The 21,110-nt window shown below is 45.4% G+C and carries 21 protein-coding genes; 12 read left to right on the plus strand and 9 right to left on the minus strand.

Going from position 1 to position 21,110, the window contains the following annotated elements; genetic code table 11:
- Both IGQ44_00870 and IGQ44_00875 read left to right on the plus strand, forming a co-directional pair.
- The coding region (locus IGQ44_00870) for a penicillin-binding protein 2 (GenBank protein HIK36532.1) at positions 1 to 841 on the plus strand (841 nt) is incomplete at its 5' end.
- Positions 842 to 845: 4 nt separating this feature from the next.
- Positions 846 to 2,486 (plus strand): MFS transporter, encoded by a 1,641-nt coding sequence (locus IGQ44_00875; protein ID HIK36533.1) that lies wholly within the window; start codon positions 846 to 848, stop codon positions 2,484 to 2,486.
- Here IGQ44_00875 and IGQ44_00880 read toward each other — a convergent pair.
- The 3 genes from IGQ44_00880 to radA all read right to left on the minus strand — a co-directional run bounded on the left by IGQ44_00880 (position 2,483) and on the right by radA (position 5,650).
- Positions 2,483 to 3,832, minus strand: a complete 1,350-nt coding sequence (locus IGQ44_00880; protein ID HIK36534.1) for a DUF697 domain-containing protein — start codon at positions 3,830 to 3,832, stop codon at positions 2,483 to 2,485. The genes IGQ44_00875 and IGQ44_00880 overlap by 4 nt on opposite strands.
- Before the next feature lie 64 nt (positions 3,833 to 3,896).
- Entirely contained in the window at positions 3,897 to 4,133 is a 237-nt protein-coding gene (locus IGQ44_00885) for a hypothetical protein (protein HIK36535.1), read from the minus strand.
- Between the two features lie 41 nt (positions 4,134 to 4,174).
- Complete coding sequence (gene radA / locus IGQ44_00890) at positions 4,175 to 5,650, minus strand: DNA repair protein RadA (protein ID HIK36536.1); 1,476 nt, start codon at positions 5,648 to 5,650, stop codon at positions 4,175 to 4,177.
- Positions 5,651 to 6,180: 530 nt separating this feature from the next.
- Here radA and IGQ44_00895 point away from each other — a divergent pair.
- From IGQ44_00895 to IGQ44_00905, 3 genes are all read left to right on the plus strand, one after another.
- Positions 6,181 to 7,776 (plus strand): B12-binding domain-containing radical SAM protein, encoded by a 1,596-nt coding sequence (locus IGQ44_00895; protein HIK36537.1) that lies wholly within the window; start codon positions 6,181 to 6,183, stop codon positions 7,774 to 7,776.
- A 232-nt stretch (positions 7,777 to 8,008) separates the two neighbouring features.
- On the plus strand, positions 8,009 to 8,422 hold the full coding sequence (locus tag IGQ44_00900) for a hypothetical protein (GenBank protein ID HIK36538.1): 414 nt from the start codon (positions 8,009 to 8,011) through the stop codon (positions 8,420 to 8,422).
- A gap of 38 nt (positions 8,423 to 8,460) precedes the next feature.
- Positions 8,461 to 9,597 (plus strand): DegT/DnrJ/EryC1/StrS family aminotransferase, encoded by a 1,137-nt coding sequence (locus IGQ44_00905; GenBank protein HIK36539.1) that lies wholly within the window; start codon positions 8,461 to 8,463, stop codon positions 9,595 to 9,597.
- A gap of 129 nt (positions 9,598 to 9,726) precedes the next feature.
- Here IGQ44_00905 and IGQ44_00910 read toward each other — a convergent pair whose 3' ends face one another.
- Positions 9,727 to 10,152, minus strand: coding sequence for a hypothetical protein (locus IGQ44_00910; GenBank protein ID HIK36540.1), 426 nt, complete (start codon positions 10,150 to 10,152; stop codon positions 9,727 to 9,729).
- A 118-nt stretch (positions 10,153 to 10,270) separates the two neighbouring features.
- A complete protein-coding gene (locus tag IGQ44_00915; GenBank protein ID HIK36541.1) occupies positions 10,271 to 11,329 on the minus strand; it encodes an ABC transporter ATP-binding protein in 1,059 nt (352 codons plus the stop codon).
- 153 nt (positions 11,330 to 11,482) lie between these two features.
- Between IGQ44_00915 and rsmI the strand changes: the two genes are divergently transcribed.
- The 5 genes from rsmI to IGQ44_00940 all read left to right on the plus strand — a co-directional run bounded on the left by rsmI (position 11,483) and on the right by IGQ44_00940 (position 16,333).
- The gene (gene rsmI / locus IGQ44_00920) at positions 11,483 to 12,334 is read left to right on the plus strand and encodes a 16S rRNA (cytidine(1402)-2'-O)-methyltransferase (protein ID HIK36542.1); all 852 of its coding nucleotides are present in this window, start codon (positions 11,483 to 11,485) and stop codon (positions 12,332 to 12,334) included.
- Between the two features lie 69 nt (positions 12,335 to 12,403).
- Positions 12,404 to 13,429 (plus strand): type I glyceraldehyde-3-phosphate dehydrogenase, encoded by a 1,026-nt coding sequence (gap, locus tag IGQ44_00925; GenBank protein HIK36543.1) that lies wholly within the window; start codon positions 12,404 to 12,406, stop codon positions 13,427 to 13,429.
- A 45-nt stretch (positions 13,430 to 13,474) separates the two neighbouring features.
- On the plus strand, positions 13,475 to 13,765 hold the full coding sequence (gene clpS, locus IGQ44_00930; protein HIK36544.1) for an ATP-dependent Clp protease adapter ClpS: 291 nt from the start codon (positions 13,475 to 13,477) through the stop codon (positions 13,763 to 13,765).
- Between the two features lie 152 nt (positions 13,766 to 13,917).
- Positions 13,918 to 14,739, plus strand: coding sequence for a CPBP family intramembrane metalloprotease (locus tag IGQ44_00935; GenBank protein HIK36545.1), 822 nt, complete (start codon positions 13,918 to 13,920; stop codon positions 14,737 to 14,739).
- Between the two features lie 67 nt (positions 14,740 to 14,806).
- Positions 14,807 to 16,333, plus strand: coding sequence for an SLBB domain-containing protein (locus IGQ44_00940; protein ID HIK36546.1), 1,527 nt, complete (start codon positions 14,807 to 14,809; stop codon positions 16,331 to 16,333).
- 22 nt (positions 16,334 to 16,355) lie between these two features.
- On the opposite strand, the gene IGQ44_00945 is transcribed toward IGQ44_00940, so the two are convergent.
- Both IGQ44_00945 and IGQ44_00950 read right to left on the minus strand, forming a co-directional pair.
- Positions 16,356 to 16,943, minus strand: coding sequence for a phycobiliprotein lyase (locus IGQ44_00945; protein ID HIK36547.1), 588 nt, complete (start codon positions 16,941 to 16,943; stop codon positions 16,356 to 16,358).
- Positions 16,944 to 16,989: 46 nt separating this feature from the next.
- Entirely contained in the window at positions 16,990 to 18,084 is a 1,095-nt protein-coding gene (locus IGQ44_00950; protein ID HIK36548.1) for a tetratricopeptide repeat protein, read from the minus strand.
- 111 nt (positions 18,085 to 18,195) lie between these two features.
- Between IGQ44_00950 and IGQ44_00955 the strand changes: the two genes are divergently transcribed.
- Both IGQ44_00955 and IGQ44_00960 read left to right on the plus strand, forming a co-directional pair.
- Positions 18,196 to 18,366: a hypothetical protein gene (locus tag IGQ44_00955; GenBank protein ID HIK36549.1), complete on the plus strand. Its 171-nt coding sequence runs from the start codon at positions 18,196 to 18,198 to the stop codon at positions 18,364 to 18,366.
- 39 nt (positions 18,367 to 18,405) lie between these two features.
- A complete protein-coding gene (locus IGQ44_00960) occupies positions 18,406 to 19,461 on the plus strand; it encodes a DUF3326 domain-containing protein (protein HIK36550.1) in 1,056 nt (351 codons plus the stop codon).
- Positions 19,462 to 19,474: 13 nt separating this feature from the next.
- Here the strand turns inward: IGQ44_00960 and IGQ44_00965 are convergent, their stop codons facing one another.
- Both IGQ44_00965 and IGQ44_00970 read right to left on the minus strand, forming a co-directional pair.
- Positions 19,475 to 20,311 (minus strand): HEAT repeat domain-containing protein, encoded by an 837-nt coding sequence (locus tag IGQ44_00965; GenBank protein ID HIK36551.1) that lies wholly within the window; start codon positions 20,309 to 20,311, stop codon positions 19,475 to 19,477.
- A 325-nt stretch (positions 20,312 to 20,636) separates the two neighbouring features.
- Positions 20,637 to 21,110 (minus strand): PhoH family protein (locus IGQ44_00970; protein HIK36552.1); only part of this gene is annotated, 474 nt, incomplete at its 5' end.

Raw genomic sequence — 21,110 nt, forward strand, 5'->3', positions numbered from 1 at the left:
CGTCAACCGTGCCCTTATGGGTTTTCCCCCCGCCTCCACCTTTAAGATCGTCACCGCCACAGCTGGTTTGGAATCAGGCAAATTCTCCCCCAGTGCCATCCTCCCCACCTATGCCTACTTACGGGTGGGAGGCACTTCCCTTGGTGAATGGAATCGCGCTGGATTTGGCCCTATGGGCTTTGTCCGCGCCATGGCCTGGAGTAGTAATACTTTTTACGGACAGGTAGGCTACAGAGTGGGAGGGGAAACTCTCATTGCCTGGGCGAGGAAATACGGTTTTGGTAGTAAGACTGGCATTGAACTGAAGGAGGAAACTCCCGGGTTAATTGCCGATAACGAGTGGAAATTGAAACGTTTTGGCATACCCTGGCATGTGGGGGACACGGTAAACATGTCTATTGGCCAGGGTTTTACCCTAGCAACCCCCCTCCAAGTGGCAGTGATGTTTTCTGTACCTGCTAATGGAGGTTATCGGGTTATCCCTCACCTGAGAAATGACTCCTCTTACTTGCAAAAACGTCAGTCTCTTAATCTAAAACCTAGTACTCTGAAAACCATCAGGGAGGGACTACGGGCCGTTGTTACCAGTGGTACAGGAAGAAAAGCCAGTCTTCCGGGAATAGCCGTGGCTGGAAAGAGTGGCACTGCCGAAGCACCCCCTGGTAAATCCCATGCATGGTTTGGCGCCTTTGCCCCCTATGAGAAGCCGGAAATCGTTGTAGTAGCCTTTGTGGAGCACTCTGGCGGTGGTGGAGGCTCCACTGCAGGTCCTATTGTTCAAAAAGTACTACAGGCCTATTTTGACCAGAAAAAATCTCTCGCCAACCCCAAATCCCCTTAATGCCATGTCTAGCCATCAAAATTCCGGAGAGAGGCTGTATTGGACCACAAAATTAGCCTTTGGCGCGGGCGATATCGGCCCTGCCTTGACTGCAAATATTCTCGTTTTTTTTTTACTGCCTTTTCTCACCAATGTTGCCGGTTTAAGTCCTAGTTTAGCAGGCAGTGTTTTGTTTGTTGGTAAAATTTCTGATGCCATTAATGACCCAATTATTGGTATTTTGAGTGACCGTACTTTGACTAAATGGGGGCGAAGAATCCCTTGGATAGTTTTTTCCATTGTCCCCTTCGGACTGGTATTTTTCCTGCAATGGATTGTCCCAAAATTCAGTGATAATCCGCAGCTAAACGGCTTTTTTTTGTTCCTTTATTATGTTTTTATAGGCGTGCTTTTTAATATATTCTACACTACTGTTAATCTGCCTTATCAGGCCCTAACGCCCGAATTAACTAGAGATTATAACGAAAGGACTAGCTTGAATAGCTATCGTTTTGGCTTTTCCATTGGTGCCAGTATTTTCTCCCTAATTCTGGCTCAAATCGTATTCCAGTCCTTCCCGGAAGATGACCAACAGAAATACAGTATTCTGGGCTTAGTTTCCTCTGTATTTGCCAGTGTGCCTCTTCTCTGGTGTCCTCTCATTATCAAGGAGAGGGGTTTTAGGGCTTTTTTTGATACTAAAATTCGGAAGATTATTGGTTATTTATTATTAGCTATATCCGCCATACTTTTCTTGTTATCAACTCCCATTTGGTGGAGGGGTAAAGATATAAAGTTATTCTTTGTTTTCTGTTATTTAAGCCTCGGAATTATCTTAGCTATCATGGGTTGGAGTGCTATTTATGCTAAAACAGAATCACATCTGTCTCAAAACCAGTCATCGGAAGGAGAAGGGGAAAGAATAGCTAGTAGCAGTTTAGGGTTTATTAGACAGATAAAAGTGGCACTGAGCAACAGAGCATTTTTGTGCGTAGTGGGGATATATTTGTCCTCATGGTTGGCGGTGCAGTTAACTGCTTCTATTCTCCTGTTTTTCGTAGTTTACTGGATGAAATTGCCAGAATCAGTATTCCCCACGGTAGCAATGGCAGTGCAGGGTACAGCCTTAATCATGTTATTTGTTTGGGGAAGAATAAGCAAAATTTTAGACAAGAAAACAGTATATTACCTGGGATCTCTCATTTGGATTTTAGCTCAGATGGGTTTATTTTTAATTCAACCGGGACAAAAAGTTTTAATGTATTTATTAGCAATAATGGCAGGATGTGGAGTTGCAGTAGCTTATCTTATCCCCTGGTCAATGATACCAGATGTGATTGACTTGGATGAGTTGGAAACTGGTAAAAGAAGGGAAGGAATTTTTTATGGTTTTATGGTTTTGCTACAAAAATTTGGTTTGGCCCTGGGTTTATTCCTAGTGGGTGTGGCTTTAGATGTGGCGGGATTCATAAAAGCAACACCGGGAGAACCTAGACCACTACAACCGGCTAGCGCTCTTTGGGCAATTCGTTTCACAGTGGCCCTCCTACCCGCCATTATTTTGACCATAGGGATTATCCTAGCCTATTTCTATCCCATCACCAGGGAAGTCCATGCCAGTATTCTCTCACAACTTGACCAGAAAAAAGTGACCAAAGAAAATTAGGAGGCCTTGGCTGAAGGGGCATGTAAACGGGCTATAATGGACTGTGGGGGGGACTGGACGATGATTTCGGCTATGATGGTGTCTATGCCATAGTCTCCCCAAGTGCAACCATTTTCTAGATACACCTGGGCAGCCTTTCCTACCAGATAGGAATTATAACCGGCAACAACCGCCTGGGCAGCAGCAGCGGCGGCATAGGTAGTAAAACTGGAGGGATTTTCCCATAGACTGCTAATGGCGGCAGTAGTTTTCGTCCACCCCAGTGCCAGGGAGGAAATAAAATCAGTTACAAACAAACCTCCTAGACTCTTGACAATGGCATTCCACAACACACCCGCCTCGTAACTGGTAATGGGCAAACCGTATAACCTTGCTAAGTCACGAACCATCAACAAATCGGAAAAAAAACCTGCCACCAGGTCTAAAAATATTATGGGATTAATAGCCACAATTAGAGCCTTATAACGAGCATAGCGCCAAATCAACTCCTCCGCCTCTTCTTGTTTGAATACAACCGTCTTGTGGGCGATGTTTTTCTGGGCGCGCCTTGCCGTCTGTAGGGCATTCAACGCCAATAAGGTTTTCCCCTCCCGTTGGAGGAGAGAAAGGATTTTTTCCTGTAGCGGCTGAATAAGAGGAGGGGGCGTTTCCCAGTCTTCTTTTATTTCTCCGTTTGGCAATTCTACCCTTACTAATACTGGTTTTGGTTGGGCAGAGACAAATACTATATCGTCGGGGAGGAAAAACGGTTTTCCAGTGGCGTCACTTAGTTCTTGTAATTTCTTGTATATCAACTGAATGTCGGTGGCGGGGAATAGGTCAATCTTATTAAAGACTAGGATAAGGGGCTTGAGGGCCTGTCGCAACTGGCATAGGGTAAGATACTCAGTGCGGGTAATATCTCCGGCAATGACAAATAGGATTAAATCCGCCTGTTGGCCTATCTGCTTGGCCATTTGTGCCCTGGTTTCCCCGTCTATTTCGTCTAAGCCGGGGGTGTCTATCAACTCGATTTTAGGCTTGCCACTGGGGGGTGTCCAGGTGACGGAGGTAGGCCACTGGGTAACACCATTAGTAGGACCTGTAGTAAATATATTTTCCCCCACCAAGGCATTGAGAATAGAAGACTTGCCACGATTGACTAGTCCGAAAGCTGCAATTCTTACCAGGGGCTGTTGTAGTTTTTCATAAGCAGCCTGTAGTAATTTTAAATCTTCTTGGACGATGGCTTGTAATTGGGGGTTGGGGGGATAATTCCAATAACGGCGCTTCCCGCAATACCAAGTAAGGGATTTTTGTAAGGCAGTCTTGGCCAATTCGTAGAAATTATAGCTGTGGGGTGTCATCAGCCTGGTAGGTGCTTGTGATTATAAGCCCTAGAGGGGCCCTAGGATAATGATATAACAATTATTAGCTAGAACTTTTAGGTGTATTTGAGGAGTCTTTAGACTTGTCTGCCGGGTTGAAATCGGGGATGAAGTCTGGCTTTTTCACATCCTCCCACCCCACTGGCAGTTTTGAGCCAAAAAAGGCCACCAGCCCTATCCCCACAGCAGCTATGAAACCGATGACATATACTAGCACAAAATAAGTGGGGAATTGTCCCGCTACTGCTGTCAGTTGTGGCAAGAATGTTAAACAGTCCATACAAATACAACCACTATGACGTCTTGTTTTATTGTACAGCCTCAGGGGTTGTTAGGAATAGCCAAAACGATGGCCTCCATCAGTTTGCCTACACAGTGGATTTCTAAACCTAAGTCGGAGGGATAGCTTTGACCTTTGGGCACAATTGCCCTTTTAAACCCCAATTTGGCTGCCTCCCTTAGTCTCAACTCCATCTGGGATACCAGTCTTACTTGTCCTCCCAACCCTACTTCCCCTATTATAACTGTATACGGATCTACTACACGATCGCGAAAACTGGCCACAATAGCAATGGCCATCCCCAAATCAGCGGCCGGCTCCTCTACCGTCAACCCCCCCACCGAGGAAACATAGGCATCCAGCTTAGACAAAGGGATACCCAACCGTTTTTCCAACACTGCCAACACCTGTACTAGACGATTATAGTCCACACCCGTGGCAGAACGACGAGGGGCAGTATAACTGGTTGGACTCACTAAGGCCTGTAGTTCCACCACCAAACACCTTGTACCTTCACAGGCGACAATGGTAGCAGTCCCAGGAGCTAATTCATCCCGGCTACTCAAAAACAGTTGGGAGGGGTTGGCTACCTCGTCTAGGCCATGGTCCACCATTTCAAAAATACCTATTTCGTGGGTAGCCCCAAAACGGTTCTTAACAGATCTTAACAAACGATGGGAAGCATAACGGTCCCCCTCAAAATAAAGTACAGTGTCCACAAGATGTTCTAAAACTCTAGGGCCTGCAATAATGCCCTCTTTGGTAACATGTCCCACAATAAAAAGGGTGATATTCTCCCGTTTAGCCACCTGCATGAGGGCAGAAGTACATTCTCTCACCTGAGAAACTGATCCTGGTGCTGAATTGAGGGTGGCAAAGTGTAGGGTTTGAATGCTGTCGATGATTGCCACTTGTGGTTTTAGGGACTCCAACTCTCTTAAAATTTCCTCCAAATCCGTTTCTGCTAACACATACAGGTTGGCAGCACTGCTGTCATTACCTTTGATTTCTGTTGTACCATGAGGTTTGTGGTTTTCACTGTCTTCTATCACTCCCACCCCGAGACGGGAAGCCCTAAGTTTGACTTGTTGTTCAGATTCTTCGGCAGAAACGTAGAGAATACGAGGATAACGACGGGCTAGTTGGTTTGCTGTTTGTAACAGGAGGGTGGATTTACCAATACCCGGATCTCCTCCTATGAGTATAAGGGATCCCGGCACTATACCTCCTCCCAGGACACGATCCAATTCCCGATACCCCGAACTCATGCGGGGATATTCTTCCTTCTTGATTTTTGAAAAGGGCACTGCGTATCTCGGTTTAGCTAAGGTTGTATCACCCTGTAATGCAGGACGAGAATGAGATTGCCATCCCCCGCGGTTGAAGAGACTGCCATTGGTTTCGACTATTCTTTCTTCCAAAGTGTTATATCGTCCACAGTTGGAACACTTGCCATACCACTGGCCGTATTCCGCACCGCAGTTGATACAAATCCAAATTGTCTTTGGTTTGCCCATCTCGTCTCATTTCTGCCGATTCTGTCCAAGTTCATCCTATCAAAAAAAACTATGGCCATATTACTTTTCCTTCCCCTTTAACCATTTCTTAACAAGTTCTCTTTTTAGTGTTTTTCCAACGCTAATTTTCTACCTAAAACAGTTTTTTCCTACCTCAATATCAACTTTAACCCCAACAAAGTAGCATAAAAGTAGTCCAAAATTTTCTTGAAAAGGAGTACAGTTGCCGTTTCTACCGTAATCTGTCATTGTAGTCTGTCATAAGCGTAGATGGAAATAATTGTAGGGAGGTGAGGCAGTTGTTTTCTCCGACTCCCCATTCCATCCTCTCGAGATACTACTTGTCAGCAGGAGCAAATAAAATTCCAAAATTTTTGCCAGTCTCACCTACAACCTTTTTGAGTATAAAGAAAAACGGACAACGGGCTAGGAATAAAACCCCCTTTTGACTCTATTTATCCCCAAAAAGAGTATAAATGTAGGTACAAATTTTAAACAATAAGCCCGGATGAGAAGAGGAATAAAGACATATGGGGAAAACCAGTTACCAACCCAAAAACAAAAGAAGAATACTTTTTGTATTTCCAAAGTATACACCCTCCTTTGGTACCTTCCACCACGCTTACTCGTTGGTTAAGGGCGTAAAGGCTTTTATGCCTCCCCAAGGAATACTAGTGGTGGCTGCTTACTTCCCCAACCAGTGGGAGGTGCGTTTTATTGACGAAAATATCCAACCGGCAAAGGCTAAAGACTACCAGTGGGCAGATGCAGTGATTGTCAGTGGCATGCATATCCAAAGACCACAAATCAACTACATCAATAGGGAGGCTCATAAATTCGGCAAAATCACGGTTTTAGGGGGCCCTTCCGTTTCTGCTTGTCCTGAATACTACCCAGATTTTGACATACTACATCTGGGGGAATTGGGAGATGCCACCGACAGAATCATAGAATACTTGGACCATCATACAAAAAGGCCGGAAAGACAATTGGTATTTACTACCCAGCAACGACTGCCATTAAACCAATTTCCCATTCCCGCCTATCATCTTATCAATCCTGAAAACTATTTCCTGGGCAACATCCAATTTTCTAGTGGTTGTCCATACCGCTGTGAATTTTGCGATATTCCCGTCCTTTATGGCAACTCTCCCCGCTTGAAAACTCCTCAACAAATCATTGCCGAGTTGGATGCTATTCTGTCTCGCGGCAATCCTGGGGCGATTTATTTTGTGGACGACAATTTTGTGGCTAATAGGCGTGCTACCATGGAGTTGCTGCCCCATCTCATTGAGTGGCAACAGAAAAACGGCTATCCCATACAGTTTGCCTGTGAAGCCACTCTTAATCTCGCCCAAAGCCCAAAACTTTTGGAATTAATGCGGGAGGCCTATTTTTGCACTGTTTTTTGTGGCATTGAAACCCCAGACGCCTTTACCCTAAAGGCCATTTCCAAACAACACAATCTGGGAATGCCCATCCTCGAGGCCATTAATGTCCTCAACAGCTATGGCATGGAGGTGGTGTCGGGAATTATCATTGGCTTTGACACAGACACTCCCCAGACTGCAGATAACATCCTTGAGTTTATCCGTCTTTCCCATATTCCCATGTTGACAATCAATCTACTTTATGCCCTGCCCAAAACCCCTTTGTGGTACCGTTTAAAGGCAGAAGGGCGTATTATTGAAGACGACAGCAGGGAATCCAACATCGACTTTCTCATGCCTTATGAGGAGGTTTTAAATATCTGGAAAAGATGTATTGCGACTGCTTACGAGCCAGAATTCCTCTATGAACGATTCGCATATCAAGCCCAACATACCTACCCTAACAGAATCACGCCTCCCAATAGTCCTCAACGTGTCAGCTGGAAAAATATTCAAAAAGGCTTGCAAACTCTAATGAATCTTTTTTGGCATATAGGCATCAAGAGTGATTATCGTAAGACCTTTTGGCAAATGGCAATTCCCCTGTTACGACGTTTAGATATTGAGACTCTTATTCACATTGCCCTCGTCAGCCATCATTTGATTCAGTTTACCAGGGAGTGTACAGGCGGAGAACAAGCTGCCTCTTTTTATTCCCAAAAACAAAAACAAACCACTCCCATTTCCTCCCATTGATAGTACTTTTCATTAACTGGAAAATCAACTTTCTTTTTTCTTGTTTTTTTGTCCTGTTGCCCACAGCAAAATCCTCATGATCTCAGGGGATATTCTGCCAGCTTTTCCCACCTAGAAACAAAAATGAGGATATGGTATAGTATTAAGGACTTTAGAGGAGAAGATAATAAAATTTTAAATCATAGCCTTATGGCTGTTAGCAGATTAGCGGATGGCCACCGTGGGAGAATAAATGAGCAAGTATAAACCCAAGAAAATATTGCGTCAGCTGTTTATTGTGGTGTCAGGATTGTCGTTTGTGTGGTTTTCTGCCGCCAGTATTATTAAACTGTTAACAACTCCTGAGGCGGAGAAAACAAAAACCCCACCTGTGGAATCTCCAGAGGCGAAGTTGGAAAAAGAATTAGCAGGATACAAACTTGTACTACAAAGAGAACCCAAAAATCGTTTTGCCCTAGAAAAAATAGTGGAAATATACCTAGCAAAGGGAAATTTACAAGAGGCATCGCTATATATGGAAAGACTAGTAAATCTTGAGCCCAGTAACCAGAATTATAAACGGGCATTAGAGGCTATTCGTCAGGGTTTGAGGGAAAAACAACCACAAAAACAGTCCAAGCCGGGCAATTCTTCCACCACAGAATAGTGTAAACTTTTAGATTGATTTTGTCATAGAAAAGGCTGATGGAAATTCCTATTCTCGATTTGAAGCCTCAATATCAGTTGCTTAAACCAGAAATAGACAGGGCTATAGCCTCCGTATTAGAATCAACCCAGTTCATATTAGGGCCAGAAGTAGAGGCACTAGAAAGAGAAGTCGCCCAATACCTGGGAGTGAAACACGCTATCGGGGTAAATTCCGGCACCGATGCCCTAATAATAGCCTTGAGGGCCCTGAAAATAGGCAAAGGCGACGAGGTAATCACTTCTCCCTTTTCCTTCTACGCCACTGCTGAAGCCATTAGCCAGGTCGGTGCTACGCCTGTATTCGCAGATATCCACCCCACAACTTTCAACCTGGATGTTAGTAATATTATCCCCAAAATTAACGAGAAGACTAGGGCTATTATGCCAGTACATCTCTATGGCAAACCTGCAGCAATGGGTGCTATTAAAGAAATCGCAGATAAATACAACCTCTTTATAGTAGAAGACTGTGCTCAGGCTTTTGGGGCAGTATACTATGGAGATTGTTTAGATTGTCAGGGGAGTTGTAATGGACAACTAATAGGGAAATACGTTGGTACTATTGGAGATGTAGGGGCATTTTCCTTCTATCCTACCAAAAATCTGGGGGCCTATGGGGATGGTGGCATGATTGTCACCAATAGTGATGAAATTGCCGAGTTAGCCAGAATGTTAAGGGTACACGGAGCCAGAAAGAATTATCATAATGAAATGTTGGGTTATAATTCCCGTTTAGACAGTTTGCAGGCCTGTATTCTGCGGGTAAAATTAAAGTACATTGACCAGTGGAATCAACAAAGAAGAAAAATCGCAGAAACCTATAACCAATTATTGGCAAATGTGGATAGTATTGTCCTTCCAAAAATTACAAAAGGCCACGTGTTCCACCAATACACCATAAGGATTTTAAACGACAGAAGAGATGAATTGAAGGATTACCTAGCCAAAAATGGGATTGGCACCATGATTTACTACCCCCGGCCAATAGATCAATTACCAGTATATAAGAACTATTACCAACCAAGTCCTATTGCCGATAAACTAGCAAAAGAAGTCCTAAGTCTGCCCATATACCCTGAACTTTCCCGGGATAAAGTGGAATTCGTTGCGGAAAAAATAAGGGACTTTTTTTAAGAGCCACGGCGGGCAAAGAGGCAACAGTAATACCCCCACCCCACGTGGTGCTCCCTGTCGCCATAATTTAATTGTCCTAAGGAAAGACACTAACCCCTAATTAGTCCAAAATTGGTCCAACTAGTCTAATTAATCAAGGTCTGGAAGTTGTTCCAAGGATTCAGTAATCCTGCGCAGAATCTCCTTGTCGTCGACGGGGGGCCGGGGAGGGGGCAATTCGTTATTGGGCCAATTTTCTAAATCGCCACAGACACAGCTAGACTCCTGTACACCGGTTTCCACTATTGGCACCGGCATGTCACAACGGGCACAGTCTATCACCTCCCAGCGAGGCGACAATAATTCTCGAATAGTGTGATTTGTGCCCTCCAGGTAACAGTCACCGTTTTTCTCATCGGTAATCAACTGCCAAGCTGCTTCGAATTCCGAAGAGTATTCCCTGCCCTGAAAAATCCTTTTTGGCAAAATTTCGAGATTAAGACGGGGCACGATCACCCTTTTCCCCAGTTGAAACCAACAGGCTAGGTACTGCCTTACTTTTTCGGCCTCTGCCATATATTGTGGCTCATTCTTGTCTGGGCTCATTATCTTGTCTGTTTCTATGTTAACCATTCACTGACATTTTCCTCCAATTCCCTAAAACAATTATTAATTTTTGTTAAGATTTAGACGGCTACCCATAAGGGAAAATACGTACCGTGTCGGGGAGAATATCCAACTGTACCCTCGCACCCACTGGAATTTGGATCCTTACGTCAGTACGGGCGTGGAGTCTCCTACCCGAGGGGGTTTGCAAACAATAACGATATTCCCTCCCCAAAAACTCCCTGTGTTCGATTATGGCAAGCCCTTGAGAATCCGGTTTTAAAATAGTGTCCTCTTGACGAAACATCAACTCCCCCTGAGTGTAGTCATAGGGGAGATTTAATTGCCATTTCCCTAATTCTGTACACCACCAGTCTCCCTCTCTAATAGCCGGCAGAAAATTGGCCTGGGTGACAAATTCTGCTACAAAACGACATTCCGGACAGGCATATATTTCTTCTGGTGTGCCTAGCTGTAATAGTTTCCCCTGTCGCATCACTCCTATTTTATCGGCAATGGCCATAGCCTCCTCCTGATCATGGGTGACAAAAATGGCTGCAGTGTTGCTTTTTTTGAGAATGGAGCGGATTTCATGACGTAGTCTTTCCCTCACCTGTACATCTAAATTACTCAAGGGCTCGTCTAATAATATCAATTCCGGCTGTGGCGCCAAGGCCCTGGCCAAGGCCACCCGCTGCTGTTGCCCCCCAGACAACTGGTGTGGGTATCGTTTTTCCAATCCTGTCAGTCCCACTAGTTGCAAAATTTCACCAACTCTTTCCCTTATTCCACTCCGGCCTAGACGAAATCTTTTTGTTTTTAGACCAAAGGCAATATTTTCCGCTACGTTGAGATGGGGGAAAAGGGCATAATCCTGGAACACCATACCGGTATTCCTTTTCTCCGGCTCCACCCAAAAGCCATTACCGGCAACTATTCTTCCTCCTATGGTGATAAAACCCGCCGTTGGCTTTTCAAAACCCGCAATCATTCTTAACAGGGTAGTCTTGCCACAGCCAGAAGGCCCAAGCAAACCCAAGATTTCCCCTTTTTTTAGTTCAAAACTCACCTCTGACACTGCTGGTGATGAAAATGGGGAAAATTGTTTACTTACCCCCGACACTACCACAACTGCTGTATCTTCCATTTTTTGTCCATAAGAAAACTTAGCATAATAAGAATTTTTATCAACATCCCTCAGTATATCATGTTTTGTGTTAGTGGTAACTATTTTTTTTAACCAGAAGCCGGCAGGGGGTCACAACAATGGTAGTATAATAAACTCTGCGGGGAAAGAAAAATGAGCAAAAATGCTGTGACAGGGATTTTATATTTGGTGGCAACCCCCATCGGGAATCTGGAAGATATTACCCTTCGGGCAATTAGAATACTAAAAGAGGTGGATTTGATAGCAGCAGAGGATACTAGACAAACGGCAAAACTGCTGAGACATTATCAGATTTCTACCCCCACTGTAAGCTACCATGAACACAATAGTAAAAGTCGTACCCCCGAATTGTTAGAAAAATTAAAGGGAGGTTCAAATATTGCCCTGGTGACTGATGCTGGCACCCCCACCATTTCAGATCCAGGCTATGATTTAGTGAGAGAGTGTGTCGCTTCTAAAATTCAGATTGTACCAATACCAGGGGCAATGGCAGGAATAACTGCCCTGATTGCCTCCGGTTTGCCCTGTGACAGATTTTGTTTTGAAGGCTTCTTGCCACTAAAGAGAAAAGAACGTGAGCTGCGGCTGGTACAATTACAAGGGGAAACTAGGACAATAATCTTTTACGAGGCGCCTCATAGACTCGTTACCACCCTCATGGATTTGCAGAAACATTTTGGCATTGACCGCCCCCTTGTAGTGGCCCGGGAGTTAACTAAAATACATGAAGAGTTCTGGCATGGGACGATAGCAGAGGCCATTCAATTATATCAAGATAAATCCCCAAGAGGTGAATATGTTCTGGTGGTTGCCGGGAAAACACAAGAAGAAAAGAGGAGCATGACAGCGGCAGAAATAATGGCAGAAATGGAAAAACTAAGAGAAGAAGGCCTAAGCAGAAAAGAAGCGGCCCAGAAAATAGCCCAAAAAGCCAATATGTCGCCACGGGAAGTCTATCAGCTGTCTATTAAGGAAAAAAGTTAAAGAAAAATTAAGATCCTGTCAGCCAAATAGAAGACAAAATGAGAGAAAAAGAGAAATAAGGAGTAGCCCATGTCTGTAGTAAGAATAGGCATCAACGGCTTTGGCAGAATAGGCAGACTGGTATTTCGTGCTGCCATCAACAACCCTAAGGTGGAATTTGTGGGAATTAATGACTTGGTGCCCCCCGACAACATTGCCTACCTTCTTAAATACGATTCCACCCATGGACGTTTTCCCGGAGAAGTAGAAGCCAAGGAAGACGGCATTAGGGTTAATGGCCAATTCATCCCCTGTTACTCCATCCGCAACCCAGAAGAGTTGCCCTGGGGAAAAATTGGGGCAGACTATATTGTGGAATCCACAGGTGTCTTTACAGACTACGAAGGGGCAAAAAAACACCTTACAGCAGGCGCCAAAAAAGTGGTAATATCCGCACCCACTAAGACGCCAGATTTAGTGCCCACCCTGTTGGTGGGTGTTAACCATCATACCTATGAGCCGGAAAAACACCACATAGTATCCAACGCCAGCTGTACCACCAACTGTTTGGCACCCATCGCCAAGGTGCTAGATGACCATTTTGGTATAGTAGAAGGGCTAATGACTACAGTCCATGCCATGACGGCTACCCAGCCTACTGTAGATGGCCCCAGTAAAAAGGATTTTAGGGGTGGAAGGGGTGCCAGTCAAAATATAATCCCCTCCTCCACCGGCGCCGCCAAGGCAGTAGGACTAGTTTTGCCCCACCTGAAAGGAAAACTCACCGGCATGGCCTTCAGAGTGCCTGTGGCGGACGTGTCAGTGGTAGACTTGACGGTTAGGACAGAAAAAGCCACCAGCTACCAGGAAATCTGTGAGAAAATGAAAGAAGCCTCCGAAGGCGAGCTCAAAGGAATTCTGGGTTATACTGAAGAACCAGTAGTATCCTCCGACTTCATTGGCGATTCCCATTCCAGCATCTTCGATGCCAGTGCCGGCATAGAATTAAGTCCTAATTTCTTCAAGATAATAGCCTGGTATGACAATGAATGGGGATATTCCCAACGGATGGTGGATTTAATCTTGTCCATGGCTGCAAAGGACCAACAGGGCTAATATAATAGGGGATGTGCGCCCTATGCACAGGAGGTTGTAAACACTATGGCCACTCAGGTAATTCAAACTCCCGCTACTAAGTCTGACACCCAGAAAAAACACCATCCCGGCTACCGTGTACTACTACACAATGATGACTATAACACAATGGAATATGTAGTACAGGTGTTGATGGAGGTGGTGGGGCTAAGTGAGCCCCAGGCAGTTAGTGTGATGATGGAAGCCCACACCAACGGCATCGCCCTGGTTACCGTGTGTGCCTTGGAGCATGCCGAGTTTTACTGTGAGGGCCTTAGGAGAAAAGGCCTTACTAGCACCATCGAACCCGCCGAGTAGTTCTTTAGAAAAATTTTACACTACAAGCTTGAGCCCGCCTGGGGTGTTGGCTTCTCTCTATGCCCCCAATAGGGTTGTGTTACAGTAAACTGCGGGTGCCATAAACCCCCACAGCCTCTAAATCCTCCCACAGCACTGAATTGAAATTGGCCATTGACAGATTATTTTCGCCTGTCCTCAGAAAAAAGCCCGTAGCAGTCAGACTAGGAGTTTTTCTAATAGTCCTAGTTTGGCTGTGGTTGCCCTTTCTGCTAGTTTCTTATCTTATTATAAACCCAAAAAATAACAGTCTCTACGGCATCTTCAGTCTGTCCACTCTTCTGATTCTTTTTTTAGTTATTGTCACTCGCTGGGGCAAATGTGTTTACGGAAAAAACAACATATTCGCTTGTTATGGCTTAATATTCTCTTCTGAGAATTTTGGTTTATTGTTGTTAGGAATAATATCAGGTTTTGGGGCAACTTTTGGATTATTTTTCACGGAATATGTGCTAGGATGGATTGAATTTAGGATTCCCTCTTTACCAGTTTTGCAACTATCAATAGAGGGTTTTATAAGTGCAATAACGGTGGGGCTGGGAGAGGAATTGTTCTTCCGCGGCTTTGTATTGTGGGAGTTGGAACGAGATTTCTCAGCCCCAGTTTCAGCTAATTTAAATGCCCTGATTTTTGCCCTCTCCCACTTCATAAAACCCCCAGGGGAAGTTTTGCGCACCATTGTCACTTTCCCGGCTTTGTATATCCTGGGAATGATTCTGGTAAAGGTAAAACGGCAACACCACAACCTCTTGGGGATGAGTATTGGCCTTCATAGTGGTTTGGTATGGGCCTATTACATAGTTAACGTGGGGCGAATTGTGGTATATAAGAACCAAGCACCCCTCTGGATAACGGGCATCGACAACAACCCCATCGCCGGCATTATGGGAATCTCCTTCCTTCTCCTCCTGGGTTATCTCCTCACTAGAAGGTAGGGAATAGTAGGGGAAGGGTGCGTACAGGAGACAAGAGGGATTATCATAACCATAAGGGTTTAATGGTATGCTGCCCATGTACAACTTGAGCAAGTTAAGGGTTTTGACGCTGACACTGCTTCTGCTTTTGAATCCCCTGGAATATGCCAAAGCACAACGGGTATCCGGCAAACCACAAACTACACAGCCAGCTGCCAGTGGTAACAGAGGGGGATTTGACCGTCTGGCAGAAAGATTCCCCTATACCCTGGATGCGGGGGATGTAATCGCCCTAGATATTTTCAACGTGCCTGAGTATAGCAAAGAATACCCCGTACTGGTGGACGGGAGTGTAAGTCTACCCCTCCTCGGGCGCATCCCCGTTGCCAACCTGACTCTCGCTGAGGTGGAACAATTACTTACCCGAGAATACACCACCCGTGGCTATCTCAAAAACCCCATCATCAGGGCAAATCTGGTAAAGCCGAGGCCCATCACTGTAGCCATGGTGGGAGAAATTAGAACCCCCGGCTCCTATTCTATCCCCTTCGTAGAAGGAAGTAAAGAGGGTGGCATGGGGGGAATTAAATTCCCTGATTTGATTACTGCCCTTCGTCTAGCTAACGGCATTAACGCCTCCGCAGATACCAGAAATGTCCGTATCATCCGTCGCTACAAGGGGCAAGACTATACCATTATTGTTAGTCTCTGGGAGTTTTTGCAAAATGGCGACTTGACTCAGAATATTATCCTCAGAGATGGCGATCGCATTATAGTACCCAGTGTAAAAGAGGTAAACCCCAGGGAAGTGTTAAGGGTAGCCACCGCCAACTTCTCCGCAAACCTCAGTATCCCTATTACAATCAGCATAGTGGGAGAGGTAAATCGTCCTGGCCCCTATACCCTCACAGGAGACGACGTGCGCGCCAGCAATCTGGGGGATACTCTCTCCTTCCAAAGCACTAGTGTCGTCAACCAGCAAAGTTTGGCCGGCATCCCCACCGCCACCAGGGCAATAAAAACCGCCGGGGGATTGACAGCTAAAGCGGACATCCGTAACATAGAGGTAAGACGGACACTCCCCAGCGGAGAAGAACAAGTAATCAAAGTTGACCTCTGGCAATTGTTACAAACTGGGGATTTTACCGCTGATGCCCTGCTGCAAGATGGAGATCGCATTATAGTGCCCACCGCCCCCGCCGTTAGAGAAGATGAGGTGAGACAGATAGCCGTGGCGAGTTTCTCCCCCAACCGTATTAATGTCAATGTGATTGGCGAGGTTAAAAATCCCGGATTGAAAGAGTTGCCACCTAATGTGAGTCTGCAACAGGCAATACTAGCAGCCGGTGGCTTTGACAATCGCCGCGCCAATGATAGGACAGTTAGGCTGTTACGTCTCAATCCCAATGGGACAGTCACAGAGAAGACTGTGAAGGTGGATTTTAGTGCCCCCCTCAATGAGGAAACTAATCCCCCCCTCTTGAACAATGATATTATCTTTGTAGACCGTTCCGGACTGGCAATGGCCTCTGATAGTATAGCCAAAGTACTTGACCCCTTTGCCCAGGTTTTGAGTATAATTACTGGAACCCTCTCTCTCATCGACCGCTTCTAGGGGGGGATGAGAAATCATAGCCCTACCACCCAGTAATAGCCGGCGTGTTGAAAAAGGGTTTCACCTCACCCTCCGGTATCTTTTCCTCCTCCTCCTCTCTTACCTCAATACAGAAGGTGGCTGTGTTGAATCCCCCAAACCTTTGTACTGTGCTTGTACGCAGTCGTACCTGGGGGGAAACAAACCAGAATCTCTCATATATTTTCATGGTTTCGTATTCAGTGGTCAAAACCAGCGCATCCTCATGATCCAAATAATACTCCCCTGCCACCGGCACTACTTCCGCATACCCTCTTTCCCTTAACAGTTTTCCCCTCCTGCCATCTTCCGACTCGGGAATCAAAGCAAATACCGTCTCCCCCTTGTGGTTTTCGTTGTCTCTGTCCCATTCCATTGTGCCATCCCATGTGACATAGGAACCCCCAACCGCCAAAGAGGGATCAAAAGAGTGCATTTGACATAGCTCCACTATTTTCGGATGTCCAGCCTCTAGGGTTTCTACTGTTATTTTAGAGCCCCCTGTTTCTGCCCTTCTAAAAGGCAAATGATGAGTTGTCCTTTGAGAGAGCCACCTTCCTGCACTTTTTTGGAAAAATGTCAAGCCGTCCATCGCTATTCTTAACAAAAATTAACAACATATTGGCAAGGTTGTGGGATTATATGTTATCACGTTTGGCAGACGAGGTTTGCAGGAAAATTAGGCCACTATACAGTTGAAAAGCCTCATCCCAAACAGACTCTTCCCGCCGGAAAATGTTTATGTGGGATGTTATCTGTTTTAGCATCTCCGAAAAGTTGACAGCCCCCTCCCCAAAGGGGGTGAAATCATTCCAAATTTTGGCAGAAGGGGTTTTCTCCTTGATATATTTCATCAGATTTCTCCATTTCTCCTGATTAGTCTTACCGGCTTCTGTCAGTTGAATGCCCCGGCTGAATTCATATGAATTATCACTTAAACGCAGTATCACATTCTCCTGGATTAGGTGCAAGTCGCATAGGTTAACATAGTCCAAAGTAGAAATTTTTCTCTGGATTTGACCCTTGGCATCCACATGGGTAGTCAGCTCGAATATGGGGAGTAATCCCAATACGATATTGTTGATTTTATCCCAAAGAAAATTGAGTTTTTCCTCGGCCTCTTCTCCCTCTTTAATGACAGTGGTAAGCAAGCAATTTTCTGTTGATTCTTCTATATATGCCACTTGATATATCGGGAGCTTATTAACAAGACTAACGGGATGACAAAAACAGGGAATACCCTTTTGTCGCAGTCTGAATTGGTAATAACTTAAATCCCCAAAACTACCCGTCTTAAAAAGACGCCAGCTTCGAGTAGGGATTTGTAGCCTGGCAGTGTAGGTATCCAATTTCATGATTTTAGCCAGGGCCTGCGCAATATTTTGCCTCTCTTCGGGGGCAACTGGTTCTAAAATTAGCACTGCCAACTCCTCACTATTTTCAATGGCCTGAAACTCCTGTTTCTTTTCCTCCTCTCTTGCCCTTTTTGCTTGTAAAATTCTCTCAAGGGCATCCCGAATATTTTTTAGCAGTTTTGGTTCGCAAAAAACATTGTCTTTAATAATTTGACGATACTGACTCTCTGCTAACTCCAAATCTCCCTCTTTTTCTACAATTAATGCTCGATAATACCCGCACCAGGGATTATCTGCACTCAGGGCAATTTGTGCCATTAAAGACTTGGCTTTTTGGTAGTCTCCGGCTTCTATAGCAGCAGCAATTTCCTCAAACATTAAACATTACTAGTGGGTATCAGCGTTGATTTTATTTTACCCAACAGAAAGAAACAGACACACTAGGGGTTAAAATAGACAGAAGACTAATCCAACAGGAGGAACAGGAAAATGACTACCCATTTTATCAGTGTAGAAATTGACTTGACTGCTAATCCTCTAACCCTAAAACAGGAAATTGAAACCAGACTCCAAGAAGAAGGAAAACCCCTACGTTGGGCAATCACAGCTGTGGATGAAGGCAGGCAAAAAGTAAAAGTAGAAGCCATTGTAACTAAATAGTCTGACCAAATAATCTGACTAAGACAAGATAGGGAAAAGGTGGCAAGCAAGAAACCCTACTCCACAGTCTTAATCATTCCCACAGGCATTGGGGCAACAATAGGGGGATATGCCGGCGACGCCCTCCCAGTGGCTAAGGTTATAGCACAAGTATGTGACCATTTGATTACGCACCCCAATGTAATGAATGGTGCCTCCTTGTACTGGTGGGCTGATAATATCCAATATGTGGAGGGGTATGCCCTAGACAAATTTGCCAGTGGAGAATGGGGATTACAACCCGTCAGACAAAACCGCATTGGCATTATTTTTGACCAAAGTATAGAAGAAGAGTTACTCTATAGACACATCCAAGTGGCAGACGGGATAAGGGCTACCCTAGGAATAGAAATAGTGGACTACATAATAACGGATCATTCGGTGGGAGTAGAATTAAAAATAGCCCCCAGTGGCAGCAGTTGGGGTACAATCAATAATCCTAGCACCCTGTTGAGGGCAGCAGAAAAACTAATCCGGGAAAAAAAAGTAAACGCCCTAGCAGTGGTAGCCAGATTCCCCGACGACATTAGCAGTCAAACCCTCCAAAAATATCGTTATGGGAAAGGGGTAGACGCCCTAGCCGGCGCCGAGGCAATAATCTCCCATCTGTTGGTGCGACAATTTCAAATTCCCTGCGCCCATTCCCCCGCTTTATCCCCCCTTCCCCTAGATATAAACGTCTCCCCCAAGGCAGTGGCGGAGGAGTTGGGCTTCACCTTCCTACCCTGTGTTTTAGTTGGGTTGAGTCGCGCACCCCAATACACCCAGTCTCGAAACCATTACAGCCTTTGGGCAGAAGACGTAGATAGTGTAGTCATCCCCATTAACGCCTGTGGTGGTAGCAGTATTCTCAGTTTTGCCGCCTTAGACACACTGATTATTGCCGTAGAGGAAAACGAAACCGTATTAGATGTCACCCCTGAAAGGCTAGGCATCTCTGTGGTGCGGGTAAAATCCTATTTAGAGGCAATAGGAGTCATTGTAGCCCACAGAGGAGGGATTAGCCTACAATCCCTAAAACCTCAAATCCCCTCCCTTTTCCACGGCAAATCGTAGTCATCCTTGTTTCCTACAACAATTCATCCATCAGATTCATAATCCTAACTGTGTTGCCACACACCTCGCCCCCGGGAGGCATCCTACTTATTTCCGCCTCCAGTAGCCCCTTCATGGCAATCAGTTTCAGACTATTTTCTGCCAGGGTTTCACTAATTGCCTCTGCTGCCGGGGTGTAACCTATAGCACCCAAATCCATTAAAGCAGATCTCCTCAATTGTAGCTCCTCCCCCTGTAATGCCCGCACCAGAATTTCCCCATACTGGCTGTCACCGGTGAGTTGATACATTGCCCTTGCCGCCGCATAGGCCACCTTTGGTATAGGATGTTCTAAAAATGCTTCAATTAGCGGTATAGCCTCCTTATCCCCTAGAGTACCTAATGCTTCAATTATAGCTTCATAAGGCTCATGGGGGTGGGGTTTGCCGGGAATAGTCTCCTTGGCATACTCCGTCAGTTGGCCATCCACCACGGCATGACGCAACATCTCCCGCAAAGGCTCAATTGCCCTCTTGTCTTTCAACATCTCCAACGCCTGTGCTGCCGACTCCCTTACATAGTAGTCATCACATTCTAAACAATTTATCAAAGGCTCCACCGCCTCCAAATATCCCAATTTTCCCAACGCCTTAGCCGCATTTCGTCTCAGGGGAAATCCCCCGTCGGGGGCCCTATCCTCCTCGTCTTCCAACGCCCTTATCAATGCCTCTACTGCCTCCCTCCTTTTCACCCTAAATTTTCCTAACCACCATGCCGCATAGTATCTCAATCCCAAATCCTCCTTTTGTTCCAACCCCGCTATTGCCGTCTCCGGTGTCAGATTTCTATTTTCTTCCCTTTCCTCTCTCATTCTTCCTTTCCTTTCCTTTTTTTCCTTTTCTCCTTCTTCCTTTCTTAGCTTATCATCTTTTCGTTTTTTTTTCTTTTTCCCCTTGACTACATCCCCCCGAAATTGCTAGAATGGGGTCATGGCGGTGGGCGAAGGTACCACCAAGGTACTTGGGCTGCGAATTTTTTACTTGATATAAATTATCATTTATCTCCATAAAAGGGGGGCAAAAAGAGAGGAGATTGCATTAGTTAGGAGCAAAGACAACTAGGGGTAGTGGCAGAAAAAAAGGCAGGAGGAAAAGGGGGAGGGGGATGAGGTTTAATAATTACAAGACCATAGGCTATTAAGCAAGGTTGTCGTAGGCAGCAACGATCTTCTGGACAAGGGGGTGTCGGACGACGTCAGCATGGGTAAGATAACAAAAGGCAATGCCCTCGATATGTTTTAAAACCCTGGTGGCGACAACCAGGCCAGATTCCTGATGGGGGGGCAAATCGGTTTGAGTGATGTCACCAGTGACAACCATCTTGGCGCCAAAACCGAGACGGGTTAAAACCATTTTGAGTTGAGCGGGGGTGGTATTCTGGGCCTCGTCTACGATGATAAAAGCACGACTAAGGGTACGCCCACGCATATAGGCAATGGGGGCAATCTCGATTTTACCCCTTTCTATCAATTCGGGAATCTTGGCAGGCTCGATAAACTCATAAAGGGCATCGTAAAGAGGGCGCAAGAAGGGGTTGCCCTTCTGTTGCAAGTCACCAGGTAAAAAGCCCAATTTTTCCCCCGCCTCCACCGCAGGACGGGTTAAAATCAA

The organism is Geminocystis sp. M7585_C2015_104, from assembly GCA_015295805.1.
GTDB lineage: Bacteria > Cyanobacteriota > Cyanobacteriia > Cyanobacteriales > Cyanobacteriaceae > DVEF01.